The organism is Paraburkholderia sp. BCC1886 (genome assembly GCF_900996245.1).
In the GTDB taxonomy this organism is placed as follows: domain Bacteria; phylum Pseudomonadota; class Gammaproteobacteria; order Burkholderiales; family Burkholderiaceae; genus Paraburkholderia.
Window position 1 is genome coordinate 26,819 of the sequence record NZ_CAAJGK010000129.1, and the last position, 17,185, is coordinate 44,003.

8 protein-coding genes are annotated in these 17,185 nt (G+C 63.2%); 4 read left to right on the forward strand and 4 right to left on the reverse strand.

The window, feature by feature from the left end:
- Positions 1-15: 15 nt before the first annotated feature.
- Positions 16-4,188: a type VI secretion system membrane subunit TssM gene (gene tssM / locus FQ746_RS33435; protein ID WP_144114086.1), complete on the forward strand. Its 4,173-nt coding sequence runs from the start codon at positions 16-18 to the stop codon at positions 4,186-4,188.
- A 10-nt stretch (positions 4,189-4,198) separates the two neighbouring features.
- Here the strand turns inward: tssM and FQ746_RS33440 are convergent, their stop codons facing one another.
- Positions 4,199-5,086 (reverse strand): LysR family transcriptional regulator, encoded by an 888-nt coding sequence (locus FQ746_RS33440; protein WP_144114087.1) that lies wholly within the window; start codon positions 5,084-5,086, stop codon positions 4,199-4,201.
- Between the two features lie 431 nt (positions 5,087-5,517).
- Between FQ746_RS33440 and FQ746_RS33445 the strand changes: the two genes are divergently transcribed.
- Positions 5,518-6,264, forward strand: a complete 747-nt coding sequence (locus FQ746_RS33445) for a glucose 1-dehydrogenase (RefSeq protein WP_144114088.1) — start codon at positions 5,518-5,520, stop codon at positions 6,262-6,264.
- A gap of 59 nt (positions 6,265-6,323) precedes the next feature.
- Here the strand turns inward: FQ746_RS33445 and FQ746_RS33450 are convergent, their stop codons facing one another.
- On the reverse strand, positions 6,324-7,205 hold the full coding sequence (locus tag FQ746_RS33450; RefSeq protein ID WP_144114089.1) for a LysR substrate-binding domain-containing protein: 882 nt from the start codon (positions 7,203-7,205) through the stop codon (positions 6,324-6,326).
- A 137-nt stretch (positions 7,206-7,342) separates the two neighbouring features.
- On the opposite strand from FQ746_RS33450, the gene FQ746_RS33455 reads away from it, so the two are divergent.
- Positions 7,343-8,539, forward strand: a complete 1,197-nt coding sequence (locus tag FQ746_RS33455; RefSeq protein ID WP_144114090.1) for a 2-aminoethylphosphonate--pyruvate transaminase — start codon at positions 7,343-7,345, stop codon at positions 8,537-8,539.
- A 20-nt stretch (positions 8,540-8,559) separates the two neighbouring features.
- Positions 8,560-9,363 (forward strand): phosphonoacetaldehyde hydrolase, encoded by an 804-nt coding sequence (gene phnX / locus FQ746_RS33460; protein WP_144114091.1) that lies wholly within the window; start codon positions 8,560-8,562, stop codon positions 9,361-9,363.
- A 100-nt stretch (positions 9,364-9,463) separates the two neighbouring features.
- Here phnX and FQ746_RS33465 read toward each other — a convergent pair whose 3' ends face one another.
- Positions 9,464-13,213, reverse strand: coding sequence for a helix-turn-helix domain-containing protein (locus tag FQ746_RS33465; RefSeq protein WP_144114092.1), 3,750 nt, complete (start codon positions 13,211-13,213; stop codon positions 9,464-9,466).
- A 142-nt stretch (positions 13,214-13,355) separates the two neighbouring features.
- Positions 13,356-16,991, reverse strand: coding sequence for a helix-turn-helix domain-containing protein (locus FQ746_RS33470; RefSeq protein WP_144114093.1), 3,636 nt, complete (start codon positions 16,989-16,991; stop codon positions 13,356-13,358).
- Between the last annotated feature and the right edge of the window lie 194 nt (positions 16,992-17,185).

The window sequence follows — 17,185 nt, forward strand, 5'->3', positions numbered from 1 at the left end:
ATTTGGAACGTGAGGATGAAAAAGCATTTGTCTTTTCTACTGTCACGTACGCTGCTGTCGGCGGTGGCGCTGCTGGTCGTCGGCTATTTGCTCTGGTGGAGCGGGCCGCTGATAACGTTCGGGGAGTTCAGACCGCTCGCCGACCCCGGTCTTCGGGCATTGAGCCTTGCTTTGCTGCTGGCAGGGCTGCTGCTGTGGCTGACCCATCGATCGATGCTGACGCTGTGGCTCGCTTTACTGTGCGTGCTGATCTGGTATGCCGCGCCCGCGCTATCCTTCGGCGGCGCTCGGCCGTTCGAGCCGGTGTCGGCACGCGTCGCCGTCCTCGCTGTCTTGCTCGGCGCTTACCTGATAGTTGGGGCGTTCCGAATAGGGCGCCGCATGCGAACCGACAAGCTCTTCCTCTCGCGAATGTCGAGACGCGCGGACGAATCGGCGTCTCCGACTGCGGGCGATCCACATCGAAACCTGACTCGTATCGTCGACAGCGCGCTGACCCGGCTGAAATCGATGCGAACCGGGGCGAGCGGGCTGGACCGTCTACTACATGGCAAGCGGTACCTATACGAATTGCCGTGGTATATCGCGCTAGGTTCGCCCGGCGCCGGCAAAACCAGTGCGCTTCTGAATGCCGGCCTGACCTTTCCTGTGGCGGAGCAGATGCAGCGTGCTTCCGGCGAACTGGTCGGAAGCCGTATGAAGACCGGGTCGGTTGCATGGTGGCTGACGAACGACGCGGTGCTGATCGACACCGCGGGCCGCTACACGTCACACAACGCCCACCACGACCATGCGCTGCTCGATGCCTCCGCCGAACCGGACGCCCGGAGCGCGCCGCCTGCATCAACCGCATCAACCGCATCAACCGCATCAACCGCATCAACCGCATCAACCGCATCAACCGCATCAACCGCATCAACCGCATCAACCGCATCAACCGCATCAACCGCTTCAACTGCTTCAACCGCTTCAACCGCTTCAACCGAATCAACCGCTTCAACCGCTTCAACCGACCACGCCGAATGGCTCCACCTGCTCAACCTGTTGCGCCAGCACCGGCCGCGCGCGCCGATCAACGGCGCGCTGCTGATAGTCGACCTGACCGAACTACTGCACAACGACGAGCAGACCCGGCTCGCGGCAGCGGCGGCTTTCCGTCAGCGGCTTGCCGAGTTGCGCACGCAATTGGGCATCTGCTTTCCGGTCTATCTCATGGTCACCAAGATGGACCGTCTAACCGGCTTCAACGAATACTTCGGCGCGTTGACGGCAGAGCGTCGCGCGCAAGTCTGGGGCTTCACGTTACCTGCCGACACCGGTACCGTCGCGGCAGAGGGGCTGCGTGTGCGGTGCGAAAGCGAACTCGGTTTGCTCACATCTCGGTTGGCCGGCGGCATGACGACACGTCTGCAGGACGAATACGACCCCGTAAAACGCCGGAAACTGGCGGCGCTCACCGAGGAATTCGCTGCGTTGACGCGACCGCTCGCCGACCTGATTCACAGCGTGTTTCTCGACTCGCGCTACGACGCCACTCAACTTCACGCGACGCTAAGGGGCGTCTACTTCACGAGCGCCATGCAAACGGACGATCTGGTCGTAGCGGAACGCCGCACCATCGTGCAACGATTGCAGCGCCGGCCGCAGCATTCGCAGGATTCATCACAGCGAGCCCTCGCCACTCCCCCCGCCGCCGTCTCCAGCCAGCAGAGCTATTTCCTGCACGACCTGCTGACCAGGGTAGTGTTTTGCGATGCGCACCTCGTGCGGCCGAATCTCCGCTGGGAATTCCGGTTCAAATTGCTGCGAATGATCGGTCACGCACTCGTGCTGCTGATTTTTGCGTGGCTCTCCATTGGCATCTGGGTGAGCTTTCGCCACAACGAGACCTATCTTGCGGCGATGACGCGCAAGACCCAAACGTTATCCACGAAGCTCGCGCAACTCGAAGACGGATCGAAGGAGGAAGCGATTCCCGAGGTGTTGAACGAAGCTCGCGACCTGGCCGCCTACCCGGACTTCGACTCAGGACAAGGTGCCAACGCCGTGCCTACCGTCCCCGATATCTCCTATCGATACGGCCTGTTCACTGGCCGAGACGTGGCAGCCGGAAGCCGGCGCATAGTCGAGCTGCTACAAGACCGGCTGCTTCTGCCGCCGATCCTCCGTCGTATGGAAGCGGTGCTCGCCGACGCCATTTCCCGCCGGGACGCGGACACGGTCTACCAGACCTTACGCGTCTATCTCATGCTGCAAGGCGGGCCAGGCGACGCGGCCTCGTCGAAAGCCCACTACAACGCAGGCGAACTCAAAGCCTGGGTGTTCTCCGACTGGGCCCGCGCGGGCAGCAGGTCGGTGTTCGGCGGTCGCACGGTCATGGTCGAACATGTCGATCGATTGTTCACCCGTGAACTCGCCGGGCGCTTGCCGTCGGCACGCACGACGTTAGCGCCGCGAAACGATGCGTTGATCCAGCAGGCCCGTGTGTTTCTCGACACGAACAGCGCGAGTCAACGCCTGTACGAGCGTGCAAAGCGCGTCATGCAGCCGGACGCGCCGGCGGCATTCACGCTGCTGCGAGCCGTGGGTCCGCAAGCCGGCACGGTATTTACGCGGGCGAGTGGCGAGCCGTTGTCTCTCGGTATTCCAGGGTTCTTCACCTATGACGGCTATCACAAACTGTTCGATCCACGCCTGCCAGATTTCATCCGCGCCGCACGCATCGACGACGCGTGGGTAATGGGAACTAACGCAAAAACCAACGCAGCAACCAACGCAGCAACCAACGCAGCAACCAACGCAGCAACCAACGCAGCAACCAACGCATCAACCAACGCAGCAACCAACCAAGACCACGCCCTCACCGACGCAATCCGCCGTCAATACCTGACCGAATACGCGCAACGGTGGGATGCGTTCCTATCGGACATCCGGACGGTCAGCGGCACGACCCTCGCTTTCCAGCTAACTATCCTGCGTGAGTTCGCATCGTCGGACTCTCCACTCACTCGCTTGGGACGTGCAGTCGCCGACGAGACCAGGCTGACCCGCACCGTCGCCACGACCGACGATCCATTGTCGCCCGACAAGACGATCAGCGAGACGAAACCACTCGAGCGCGAACTGGTCGACAACCGCTTCGCCGCCTTGCACGAAGTCGTCACCGGTACCGCGAACCGCATTGCAGCCCCAGGCGCCGCACAATCCGGCACGCACCCGGCATTAGTCGACCTCACCACCCAGCTCAACGATTACTACACGGTATTAACCATCGCGGCGAACGCGTTGGCGAACAACGGCCTGCCGCCCGCCGACGATCGCTCGATCAAACTGATGCTCACGGCAGATACGCTGCCCGCGCCGTTTCGTGAAGTCGTCCGCGAACTGGCCGTGCAGAGCGCCCGCGAGGTCAACCAGGGCATCGGCCAGTTGCTGTCGCGGCAGATGCAGGCAAGTCTGGGCGAAGCGTGCAGGCTCACCGTCGAGGGCAACTATCCGTTCGCGCCAGAAAGCCAGCAGGACGCCGGCATCGCGGACTTCGACCGCGTGTTCGCGCCGGGCGGCCTGCTCGACGATTTCTTCACGACAACGCTCGCGCCGTTCGTCGATACCGCCGCTCACCCATGGCGTTACCGCACGCCGCGCGGCGCGACGGCACCGCTAAACGGACCCGCGTTACAGCCGTTCGAAACGGCGAAGGCCATCCGCGCCATGTTTTTTAGCGAGCCGGGTCAGCGCAAGGTCGCCTGGCGCACAACCATCCGGATTCCCGAGTTGGATCCTGCCGTCATGCGGCTGACGCTCGATATCGATGGACAAGGCATGCAGTATCAACACGGTCCCGTGAGTCCTTTTGCGGTGGACTGGCCAGGTCCGCGCGGTGGCGCGCATGCGGCCATCACGGCCAGTCCGTTGATTCGCCCGGAGACCTCGTCGCTATCGGCCGACGGACCGTGGGCGCTTTTACGCTTGCTGGGAAAGGGTAGACGCATTCCAACGGCGATACCCGGCCGCACACGCATCGCGTTCGATTTCGACGGTCGTCAGGCCGTGCTCGACGTGAGCGGCGCGGGAAGCGTGGCCGATCCGATCACGAGCCAGTTGTTAAGCCGCTTTCGTTGCCCGGGAACCTCGCCGGGTTTCGCTTTGCCCGACAGCGGCGCGCCGGTGGGCTTGCCGGCGGCGTGATCGACGCATCTCATTCGGCCTTGAACAGGCTGCGGGCCAGCGAGCAGAGCAGGGTGGTCGCCGGCGACTCGTCCTGCAGACGGCGGCTCATGATGATCGGCGACGCCACCTTCGCGGCTGGAATCGGGCGGTACACCACGCCGTGAGCGCGCAAACCTTCTACGCTCTCCGGCACGAGACACACGCCGACCTGCGCGGCGACAAGGCCCAGCGCCGTCTGCAACTCGCGCACTTCGTGAATGGCCTTCGGTTCCAGCGCGTGATCGTGCATGGCCGACAATTGCTGGTCCGCATAGCTCGGGCGCGGCGTGCTCGGGTACACGATCAGCGTCTCGGCGGCGAGCGCCGCGAGCGTCAGTGGCTTCTTCTGCCGCGCAAGCGGATGGTCCTGCGGCAGCGCAGCGATCATGCGCTCTTCGACGAGCACCTCGCGCGCCAGTTGCGCATCGTCGAAACGCAGCCGGCCGAAACCGACGTCGATCCGGCCACCCTTGAGCGCGGCGAGTTGCTCGATCGTGAACATTTCGATCAGCGAGAGTTCGATATTCGGCGCGGCCTCGCGAAATGCACGAATCACCGCGGGCAACGCGCCATATAGCGTCGACGGCACGAAGCCGATCACGATGCGCTCGGCCAGTTGCGCAAGCCGCCGCGTCAGCGGCGCGAGTTCGTCCGCTTCGTCGACGAGACGCTTGGCCTGCGTATAGAAGATGCGTCCTGCCTCGGTCAGCCGTAACGGCCGCGCGCCCCGCTCGAACAGCGCAAGGCCCACCTGTTCTTCGATCTGCTGAAGCTGGCGGCTGAGCGGCGGCTGTGTCATGTGCAGCCGCAGAGCCGCGCGCGTAATGTTCATTTCTTCCGCGACCGCGATGAAATAGCGGAGTTGGCGAAGTTCCATGCAGGGCCCCAAGGTCGGGAAGGTGTCGGGATCGGCGTTGGCCGCAGAAGGCGGTGTGTTTCTATCACAGTGCCCGACAACGGTCTACGAATCTTCCATCTCTATCAGCTTCGTGCGCATGACGCGCAGCGCGCGATGTTCTGTATATGGAACAGCGATTTGCGGGTAAGACCGCCCATTCCCGCCAATCTTAATGACAAATAAGGACCACCTCCGAGCCATCCGCCGCCTTGTCGGCCCCACGCCCCAACGCTTTGCGAGATTGTTCGGCTCGTCCGACGTATCTATTCGCCTTCAGCCGCTTTATCGGCATCGCCGGTCTGTCTACATTGTGTCCAGTGACAGCGCCACTGGATTCCGATCTTCATCGGCGGCGGTCCGCGAATCGTCGCGGCGGCACGTCGGCGCACAACCAGCTAAAGGAAACGATCATGAGCAAGCTCACAGGTAAGGTAGCGGTGGTAACGGGTGGATCGAAGGGTATCGGCGCGGCCGTCGCGAAAGCGCTGGCGGCAGAAGGCGCCTCCGTCGTGGTGAACTACGCGTCGAGCAAGGCCGGCGCGGACGCGGTAGTCGCGGCGATCACCGCGGCGGGCGGCAAGGCGACGGCGGTAGGTGGCGACGTGTCCAAAGCGGCGGACGCGCAAGGCATCATCGAGGCGGCGGTCGAAACGTATGGCCGGCTCGACATCCTCGTCAACAACTCGGGCGTGTACGAGTTCGCGCCTGTCGGCGACATTACCGAAGAGCATTTCCACCGGCAGTTCAACGTGAACGTGCTGGGCCTGCTGTTGACCACGCAGGCGGCCGTCAAGCATCTGGGCGAAGGCGGCAGCATCGTGAACGTGAGTTCGGTGGTCAGCCGCGTTACGCCGCCGAACGCCGCCGTCTATACGGCGACCAAAGGCGCCGTGGATGCCCTGACAGGGTCGCTGGCTCGCGAACTCGGTCCGCGCAAGATTCGCGTGAACTCGGTCAACCCGGGGATGATCGAGACCGAAGGCGCTCAGAGCGCGGGGATTATCGGCTCCGAAATGGAAACTCAGGTATTGGCCACGACGCCGCTCGGCCGTATCGGTCAGCCCGACGATATCGCGGATGTCGTCACGTTCCTCGCATCCGACGATTCGCGCTGGATCACTGGCGAAAGCCTGATTGCCAGCGGCGGCGTGCGCTAAGCCCGGCTTCACCGCATAGGCAAACGGCCCCACGCATCGCGCCGTGGGGCCGTTTTGTTCTATTCGGCCGGGTTGTTCGCCGCGGCCGGCAGCTGCACGGCGAACAACGCATCGAGCAGATTCGACCCGGGCCGCTCGGCGAGCCGGGTCAGCGATTCGGTCATCAGCACCCGGCAGTCCTGCAGCGGAATCATCCTGATCCGGCGCGATTCGTTGAACTCCGCCCGCGCGATCACGCCCACGCCCATCCCTTGCGCGACCGCTTCTTCGAGCGCTTCGCGACCGTCCACGTACATCACCGGTTCGACCTGCAGCGACTCGCGCACCAGTTCGATTTCGAGCAGTTGCTGCGTGACCGATTGCGGCTCGCGAAAAATCATCGGTTGCTGCACGAGTTCGGCGTAGCTCAGCTTGCGTTTTTTCGCGGCTGGCGAGTTGACCGGCACCATGGCCACCAGCGGATCGCGCCGCAACACGCGGGCTTCCAGGCGGCTGTGCACTTGTGGCGCCGCGGTGATCGCGGCGTCGACCGCGCTGGACAGCACGCGCTGCATGCAATCGGCCGCATTGGCGATGGACAGCGTGACCACGATTCCCGGATGCAGACGGCGAAATGCGCCGATCAGCGCGACGGCCAGATCGGGCGCGTCGGCGACCAGCGACAGCGAGCCGGACTCGAGCCCGCCCGCCGATTCGAGCAGTTGCCGCGCGTCGCGTTCGCAACTCAGCATCTGCCGCGTCACGCTGAACAGGCGCAGACCGAGTTCGGTGGTCACGACCCCGCGCGGGCCGCGCTCGAACAGCTTGACGCCGTAGTCCTGCTCGAGACGGCGGACGTGATCGGACACCGCCGGCTGCGTGAGCGATAACGCCAGCGCCGCTTTGGAGAATCCGCCGTGTTCCGCGACCGCATGGAAGGCCCGCAATTGCGCGTATTGCATGTCTGCCTCGCCGGGAAAAAATTGCGATAAGTTTTTACGATACCGCCATCGATTATATCGATTTTACCGATGGACGGCGGTTCGTTACTGTATGACCCGGCGCAAACGCCATCGCAACCAGCCCGGAGATTCCGAACATGAACAGTGTGATCGACCGAACCCTCGCCGAGTCGGGCGTGCCTGCCGGCTCGAACTGCGCACCGCCGGCTCAAGGCGAGCCTTATCTGTTGACGCCGGGCCCGCTGACCACCGCCTTCTCGACCAAGGAAGCGATGCTGCGCGACTGGGGCTCCTGGGACGGCGACTTCCGCGCGATGACGGCGCAATTGCGCCAAAGCCTGCTGGCGATTGCGGGCGACACCACGAATGAATACGACTGCGTCCCGCTGCAAGGCAGCGGCAGCTACTGCGTCGAAGCCATGCTCGGCAGCCTGATTCCACGCGATGGCCATGCGCTGGTACTCGCCAACGGCGCATACGGCAAACGGATCGCCAGCACCCTCGGCTACCTCGGCCGCGACTGCACGGTGCTCGACAAGGGCGACTATCTGCCGCCGCGCGGCGCCGAAGTGGAACAACTGCTCGACGCGAACCCCGCCATTACGCATGTGATCGCGGTGCACTGCGAAACCAGCTCGGGCATCCTCAACCCCATCGAAGAAATCGCCGCCGCGACGGCGAAGAAGGGCCGCAAGCTGCTGATCGATTCGATGAGCGCGTTCGGCGCGGTGCCGCTCGACGTGCGCCGGATCGCCTGCGAAGCGTTCGTGTCGTCGGCCAACAAATGTATCGAAGGCGTCCCGGGTTTCGGTTTCGTGATCGCGAAAAAAAGCGCGTTGCAGGAAGCCAAAGGCCGCAGTCACTCGCTCGCGCTCGACGTGTACGACCAGTGGGACGTGATGAACCGCACCGGCCAGTGGCGTTTCACGCCGCCGACGCACGCGGTGGCCGCGTTCATCGAAGCGCTGCGTTTGCACGCGCTCGAAGGCGGCCAGCCGGGGCGCCTCGCCCGTTACGCGAACAATCGCGACGTGCTGGTGGCCGGCATGCAGACGCTCGGCTTCGAGCCGCTTCTCGACGAACACTGGCGCTCGCCGATCATCGTGACGTTTTTCTCGCCGGCGCATCCGTCGTTCCGGTTCGATCGCTTTTACGAACTGATGAAACAGAAGGGTTTCATCATCTATCCGGGCAAGCTGACGGTGGCGGAGAGCTTCCGCATCGGCTGCATCGGTCAGGTCGATGCGCAGGTCATGCGCCGCGTCGTCGACGCCTGCGCCGCATCGTTGCAGGCGATGGGCGTGGACCACGCCGCGCCGCGCGCGCGTTCTTGAATTCGCGAGGAGTCATGCAGATGAAACACGTCAAGGCAGTCATTTTCGATTGGGCCGGCACCGTGGTCGACTACGGTTCGCTCGCGCCGATGGGCGCTTTCGTGGAAACCTTCGAGCAGTTCGGCGTGTCGATCACGATCGACGAAGCGCGCGGTCCGATGGGGATGGCCAAACGGCCGCACATCGCTGCGCTGATGGCTTTGCCGCGCGTCGCGCAGGCCTGGGCCGACAAGTACGGTCATGCACCGGGCGACGCCGATATCGACGCCGTCTACGACGTCTTCGTCCCGAAGAACATCGCGGTGGCTGCGAGCTATAGCTCGGTCATTCCGGGCGTTGCGCAGGTCGCGAGCGCGCTGCGTCACGACGACATCCGCATCGGCACGACGACGGGCTACACCCGCGAGATCATGGCGGAGATCGTGCCGGGCGCGGCGGCGCAGGGCTTTTCGCCGGACAGCATCGTCTGCACCGGCGACACGCCGGAAGGGCGCCCGTCGCCGTACATGATCTACAAGACCTTGCCGCAACTCGGTGTCTGGCTCGCGCGCGACGCGATCAAGGTCGACGACACCGAAGTCGGTATCGAAGAGGGCATCAACGGCGGTACGTGGACAGTCGGCGTGTCGGTGAGCGGCAACGCGTTCGGCATGGCGGAAGCCGACGTCAAGGCGCTGGCGCCCGATGAATTCGCATGGCGACGCAAGGCCGCGATCGAGAAGCTCAAAGCGGCCGGTGCGCATTACGTGATCGACAGCGTGGCCGACCTGATGCCGGTCGTGCACGAGATCGAAGCACGACTGGCGCGCGGCGAGCGGCCCTGAGCAACGGGCAGTAGCGTGAGCGGCCCCGAAGCGGTCCCGACGCGGACCTAACGCGGACCTAACGCGGACCTAACGCGGCGCCGCTCACGCATCAGTCGAGTCAACCGAGTATCTTGCGGATCTCGGCCTCAGTCGTATTGAACAACGTCGCAATGAAGCCTGGGCTCAGTCCGCTGCTCTCCGCGAGTTTCCGGATTTCCGCCTGATCGTCTGCACTGAAGGCGCTCGGCGACGGCGCCACGTGATCGGCGATCGATATGCCTTCGGCATCGTCGTAAGGCGCCACGAGCGGCACATCGTCGGCCTCGTACAGGCGCTCGACGGCGGCATAGGGTTGCTGGAGTTGCTCGGCCACTTCTTTCAGACTCCTGCCGTCGTCCACTTCGCGAATCGCCTCGATCTGCTGGGCCGGCGAGAGCGGTCGAACCCATTCGTACCGATCGGGCGGCGTCGCCGGCTGGGCCCACGACGGGCCCGCTTGCGGCGACTGCGGACGCCTGATCACGAAGCCTTCCGCATATTCGTGTTCCATCAGCGCGATGGTGCTTTCCGGCAAACCCGTCGCCTTGGCCAGATCGACTGTCGTAAAGGTGTAGTCCTGGTTATTCAGCGCACCCGCGACATCGTTCAATTGCTGCTGCGAAACGGTGCCCATGGTCTGCGTGCGGAATTCATTGGCGAGGCTCTGGACCTTCCAGGGCGAAATGCCCGCACGGTGCGCCACGTCTTCCTTGCTGTAGCCCTTTGCGAACATATCCATAACCGCGTCGCGTTCTTTTACCGTGAAGTGAAGGTCGTGAGTGCTGGCCACCTCACCGCGCGTCTGCTGCATGACATAGCTGCGGCTGACGCCCAAAGTTTCGGCGACCGTGTCGGGCGGCTGTCCTTGCGCCAGAAGCTCGCGAATCAATGTGTCTCTTGCTGCGCGATGCTGGTTGGCGATCCCCTCCACGGTATTCACCGGAATCTTCAGCGTGCGCGCGACCTCGCTCGGGCCTTTGCCCGCGTCGAGCATGGCGATCGCGGTAGTGCGATTTTCGGGCGACGTGTCCCACCAGGTTTTTTTGGCGGTCTGGGAGTTGTAGTGGGCGTAGATTTTCTGAACCTTGCGCTCGGTGAGCTTGAGGGTATCCGCTATCTCTGCGTTGGTTTTTCCTTCATTCTTGAGGGAGAAAACCTGGCTCACCAACTCGGGCGTGACGCCCTGCGGTTTGGGTGGGGCTATGCCTTTGCGGGTCGCGAGGTTGTACACGGTCGTATCGGATACATTGAATTTCGCGGCAATCTCGCGTTGCGTGAGGGTTCCTTCGCGTAAGAGTTGCGTGATTTGCTGCTCGATCTCCGGCGTAACTTTCAGATTTCGCAACGAAATCGCCGCAGGCAGAGTGATGTCGTGTTTTTTAGCAAGACGGGCGACCGAGCCGCGCGACACGTTGAATTGATTGGCGATTTCCTGGTATGACATTTTGCCTTCCCTAAGCAGCTTGAGCATGCCCGGCACGTCGCGGTTCATGAGCGAGAGCTGAACGTGAGGCTTGGGCGCGCCGATCTGCTTGGCGATCTTGCTGACTGTCACTTGCGAGATGTCCAGTCTCCTCCCGATCTCCCGATAGGACAGTTCCCCGTCCTGAATCTGCTTGATGATCGTCGCCCGGGTAGCAGGCGTCAGGGGCAGGGAACGCAGGGAGGCGTCGGCGGCCAGTCCGATGCCCTCGCTTTTCGCGATTTTAAGTACCGTCGCCGGTGATACACCCATCTTTTCCGCAATTTTAGTGCGCGGCAGTTCCCCTTCCTTCAACAGCCGGATGATTTCCTGCCGCACTTCGGGTTTCATTTTCGGCGCGCCACCGGCGAGTCCGACATCGTCATGCGGGGACCATTGGCGAGTCGTTGCGTCGAAGGTGACCGGATACTGCGGTTTAAGCGGATTGTCTTTCATGAAGACTCGCCAGGTGCCGTTGTCCTTGTCGAAACGCACGTGATAAAGCTTGCCCGCGAGGTCGATATAGCGGCCGTCGCGCTCATCCACGAGAATACCGGGCGTGGGGCCCGGGCGCAGGGTTCCACGCGAGACGTTCGCGTCGGCATACGGTTCGAACGACGCATAACGACCGCGCTCCACGCTCCGGTGCGCGAGCAGGCTGTTGGGATCGGCGAGCGGGCCGTTGTTGTCGAGGGTCTGCTGGAACAGGGCTCGCTCGGCGGCCCGGGCTTGCTGGCTCAAACTCTGCTCCATGCGAGTTCCGTCGATCACGCCTTCGGTCGTCGCGCGCATGAGGTCGCCGCCCGCCGTGCCGGTGCGTCTGCCTGCCAGACTGGACAGCTCGGCATCGCGACCCGCCGCTGAAGCGGCCCTGCCTGCGATGCTGATTTCCTTCAATGCTCCCCACGCTTCGCCGCTCAGCAGGCCGAGATAGGCCGAGCCGTAGTCGAGGCCCATCCGTACGTTGTCAGGGAGCGTCGAGGGCAGCGCGTCGGCGAGCGGCGCGAGCGGCGTGAGGCCGAGGAGCACGCGTTCGATGCCCTCCATGATCTGTGCGGCCAGCTTCGCCGCGCGCACCGAGGGCTGGATCGAATAGTTCTTGTCGCTCGTATCGTGAAGCACGGCGTTATACCGGTCGCTGAGATCGCGGACATAATCTCCGCTCACCGGCGGCAGCTGTTTCAGGATGTCGGTGTATCGCTTCGCGGCACCCACCGAATGGGCGTTCAGCGGTCCGCTCACCTGGCTATGCCAGGTGTCGAGCAGGTCGCGCAGTTCCGGCGAGTCGCGCATGCGCTGCGTGAATGCCAGCACGACCTTGTCCTTCAAATCGTCGTAACCGGGATTGCTCTGATAAAGCTGGCGGCCGATGAGTTCATAGCGTTTCGCCGGATCGGTCTGTGCCCGTGCTTCTTTCAGGATCCGGTCGACTTCACCGTTGGCTTCTTTCCATTGCGCCCGTCCGGTGCGCTGACGTTTGCCGATCTCGACGGAGATACGGTCCTGCAGTTTTTCCTGAACCGCGGTTGCCTGCTGGAAGAGTTTTTCGCGTTCGCCGGCGTCCGGCGCCGCCATGAAGTCGTCGCGCAACCGGGCGAGAAGGTCGACGTTCTGCCGGTCTTCCTTGCTCAGATACGCGACGCCCATGGGCGGATTGAACTGGCTCAAGACCCGCTCGACGGGATCGTTGAGCACACGCGTGGACTCGTCGCGAATCGCATTTTCCAGCGAGGTCATTTTCTGACCGATCGCATACCGTTTGTCGAGGCTGGTTTCGAGCTGATAGGCCGCACCCATTGTCGCAAGCACGCCGGCATAGAACTGACGCTCGCTGTCGGGTAACTGGGCCAGCATCCCTTGAACGTGGGCAAGTCTTTGCTGGAATTGGATGACCGGAGCGGGATAGCCGGTCAGCTCCTGGTCGAGACCGTCTTCGATTTTTTGCGCGTTCTGCATGTCGGCGCCGCTGCGCCTTTGCAGGTAGCCTTCCTCGGTGTCGTAGCGCAGGGCCAGATTCTCGAACTCTTCCCGCGTGACATCCGGCAGGATGCCGGACGCGCTCGAGCCGGGCGGCTCCTGTCCGGCTGGCGCATCCTGGCGCGGCGCCAGCGCATTGGCCGGCGCGTTGGCCGCACCCGAGCCGTTTGTCAGCGTAGCGGCGGTACTGATTCGAGCGGACCGTGCGCTACCGGATGCGGCAGGCGCAGAGCGCGCCTGCTGCGGCAGGGCGCGAGAAAACGTTTCGACATGGCGCTTCGGCCCGTGAAATGCGACGGCCGGGTTGGTATCGGGCGCCGTCTCCGGATGCACCGGTTGCAGATCGGCAGGAATGGTGGAGGGCGTGCTACCCACTGAGGGACTCGTCATGTGTCTGAACTCCTGAAGAGAGAGAAAAGGCGCAGTGAAAACGATCGGCTCGATGAGCGACACGACACTGCTGATGTCATTGCAGCATGCCGGCCGACCGGTCCGGTGGTATCCATCAATGGCAGGCCGGCCGGTTCCCGTGTCAGGCCGGAGGCGCGCCGGCGCCTCGCTTCAAGACTTTCCTGATTTCCTCTTCGGTCGTATTGAACCAGCCGGCAATGAAGGCCGCGCTGAGCCCGCTGTCCCGTGACAACTGACGGATCTCGGCCTCGTCCTGCGCGGTGAATGTCGTCGGTGCTTGTGCAAAATCCTCTGCGGGCGAGGAGATGCTGGGATCGTCGAGCGGCGCGACCAGCGGGTCGTCTTGCGCATACAGTTGTTCGACGGCGACATCGGGCACCTGGAGTTCGGCGCCGATTTCCTGCGGCGTATGCCCGGTATCCAGTTCGTGAAAAGCCTGGACCTGCTGCTCCGGCGTTAGCGGCCGCACCCATTCGTAGCGTTCGGCCGTTGCGGCGGACGCAGCCCATGATGGGCCCGCCTGAGGCGACTGAGGGCGCAACACGAGAAAACCGTTCGCATACTCCTGTTCGAGGAAGGCAACCGTGCTTTCGGGCAAGCCGGTCGCCCAGGCCAGATCGGCGGTACGGAAGGTGTAGCCCGGCGTTGCGAGCGCGCGTGCGACATCGTCCAGCTGTTGCGGCGTCACGGTGTCCATCAGCCGTGCGCGATACTGATTGGCCAGCGACTGGGCGTGCCACCTCGAGAGTCCGAGTTTATCGGCGACATCCTGCCGCGTGTAACCCTTGCCGAACATGTCCATCGCGGTATCCAGGTCGGTCTGCGGCAGGTGGATGTCATGAGTGCCTTCGGGTACGCCTCGTTGCAGGCCCAGGACGTACGACGGTGTGATCGACAGCGAATTCGCAACCTCCCCTGGCGTTTTCCCCTCTTCGAGCAGTTCCTTCGCGAGGTTATCCCGGGCAACCCGTTGCTGGTTCGCGATGCCGCGTACGGTTTCGATCGGCAGGCCGAGATCGTGCGCCACCTGCTTGCGCGTGTGGCCTGCGTCGAGTTGTGCAATCGCTTTGCTGCGGATTTCAGGCGTGGTGTCCCACCAGGATTTTTTGTTCGTCTCCGGGTTGTAATGGGCCAGAATGTGCCTGACTCTGCCTGGCCGAAGCTCGAGCGTATTCGCAATTTCGCTCGTCGACTTGCCCTGATCGTACAGTTCGAAGACTGAGGCGGCCTGGCTGGCCGTCACGCCGGAGGGGTAAGTAGGGGCATAGCCGGTATCGGCGGCCATTCTTCCAACAGTCCACCGGGACACCCCGACGCGGGACGCGATTTGCGCCTGCGAAAGTGCGCCTTCGTGCAACAGGTCGGTGATCTGCTGCCTGATTGCCGGCGATATGCGCGTATTGCTCACCGATGCGGCGGGTGTCTCTGCCACCCGGTTGTCTTCCGCGATAGTCCGGACTGATTCCGACGACAAGCCGAGTTGCCGGGCGACCTGCTCACGGGGCTGATTCTCTTGCGTGAGCAGCCTGAGCGTTTCCTGCTCCTGCTGTGGCGTCGGCGCGAGGGGGCGAGTCACTCGCGAAGGGATATTTTCCTTCTTTGCCAGCCTGAGGATGGTGTTGTAAGAAATATCCAGCTTTCTCGAGATCTGATACATCGATAACTGATGTTGCCGCAGTAGTTTGATGGCTTCCTGCCGGCTGGCGGGCGTAAGGGTACGGACAGCGGGATTACGGATATTCTCCTTATGCGCAATCGTACGCACCTGATCCTCGGTCGTCCCCATCCTGTCTGCAATCTTGCGCCACGACAGTTCGCCTTCCTTCAACAAGCGGACGATTTCCTGGCGGACTGGTTCGGCGAGTTTTTTTCTGCCGCCGGGCAATCCGACGTCGTGATGCAATTCCCACCGATGGGTCGCCTCGTTCAGACGAACCGGATACTGCGGTCTCAGCGCGTTGTCGCGGTCGACGACGCGCCATGTGTTGTTGTCCTTGTCGAAGCGCACCGGCAGGAGCTTGTCGCCCAGCTCGATATAGTTGCCGCCTTTCGCGTCGACAAGAAGACCCGGCGCGCTGCCGGGCTCGAGGTCTTCACGATGGACATCGGCGGCCGCGTAGCTGTCGACCGGGTGGGGAGCCGTCCCGCTCATCTTTGCACGCGCGGCCTCGAGCGCCGGGTCGGCGGGCGGCGCGCCCGCGTCGAGCGTCTTCTGTTCCAGCGCCCGCTCGGCCGCCTTTGCTTCATGGCTCAGGCTGGACTCGGTCGCGCTGCTTTCGACGAGACCCCGGGCGCCGGTTTTAACGAGCTGGCTCCCGGCCGACCGGTCGCCGAGTTCGGCCTCACGGGAACCACTGGATATGGCCTTGCCCGTCAGGCTGATCTCCTTGATAGCACCCCAGCCTTCTCCCGCCAGCATGCCCAGATAAGCGCTGCCGTAGTCGAGCCCCATCCGCACACCGGGCGGCAGCGTCGACGGCAATATGTCGGCGAGCGGGGCGAAGGGTGTCAGCCCCAACAGCACACGCTCGATGACTTCGAGTATCTGTCCCGCGAGCCTCATCGCCCGCGCCGAAGGGGTAATGGACTCGTCCTTGGTGCTGGCGTCCTGCAGGACCGCGTTGTACTGGTCGCTCAGATCGCGCACATAGTCGTTGCTGACCGGCGGCAGGTTCTTGAGGATATCCGTGTACCGCTTCGGGGCGCCGACGGAATACGTGTTGAGCGGCCCGCTGACCTGGTCGTGCCACGTGTCGAGCTTGTCGCGCAGCGCCGGGGAATCTTGCATGCGCTGGGTGAAGGCCAGCACGACTTTGTCCTTCAACGCGTCCTGACCGGGGTCGATCTGGAACAGTTGCCGGCCGATCAGTTCGTAGCGTCTGGCCGGATCGGTCTGCGCTTCGGCCTCTTTAAGAATGCGGTCGACCTCGCCGTTGGCTTCTTTCCACTGGGCAGTCGCGCTTCGCTGATGCTCGATGATCGCCACCGAGACTTTGGCCTGCAATTGCCGCTTGAGGTCGCTCGCCTCCTGGAACACGGCTTCGCGTTCATCGGCGTCGGGTGCATCGAGAAAGTCGTCACGCAACCGGCCGAGTTCGTCGAGACTCTCGCGATCTTCCTTACCCAGCCAGGCTTCTCCCATCGGCGGCTCGAACTGGGCCAGCGCGCGAGACAGTGGATCGTTGCCGACCCGGGTCGCTTCTCCGCGTACGGCATCTTCCAGTTCGGTCATCTTCTGGCCGAGCGCGTAGCGTGTGTCGTCGTGGGTATCCAGCTGGTAGGCCACGTTCAGCGTCGCGAGAATGCCGGCATAGAACTGACGCTGCTTTTCGGGGAGACTCGCCAGCATGCCTTGCAGATGCGCGGTGCGTTGCTGGAACTGGACCACTTGCGGGGGATAGCCCGTCATATCCTGCTGCAGGCCGTCCTCGATTTTTTGTGCGTTACGGGTGTCGCCCTCGGCATTGTTGGGCAGATAACCGGCGGCGGTGTCGTAGCGCTGGTTGAGCGCTTCGAACTCCGCGACGCTGGCGTTCGGCAGCACCGCGTCGGTGGCCGCCTCCTGTGTCGCTTTAGCCGGAGCAGCCGTCTTATGCACGGAAAGACCACGCGCTTGCCGCAGCGAGAAGCCCGCAGCGGTCTCGCGAGGTGTCGCGCCAACCGGCGCCGCAGGCCTCGATGCCTGGCTTTCGTGATGCGATGCACGAATCTGCCCGCTTGCCGCGGACGTCGAACTGCTCACTGACGATTCAGTCATGAATGAACTCCCGGTGCGATAAAGAATGAGCGGCGAATGACAACTGCCGATGCCATTGCAGCATGCCGGCCGCGCGTCGAGGTCGCACTTATCCATCGCCTGTTCGGCGCTGGAACGGGCACACCCATCGACATTTTTTTCGCGCTTTATTGATCGCGCGTCGCACTCTAGACTCCATCGATACGCCATCGAAG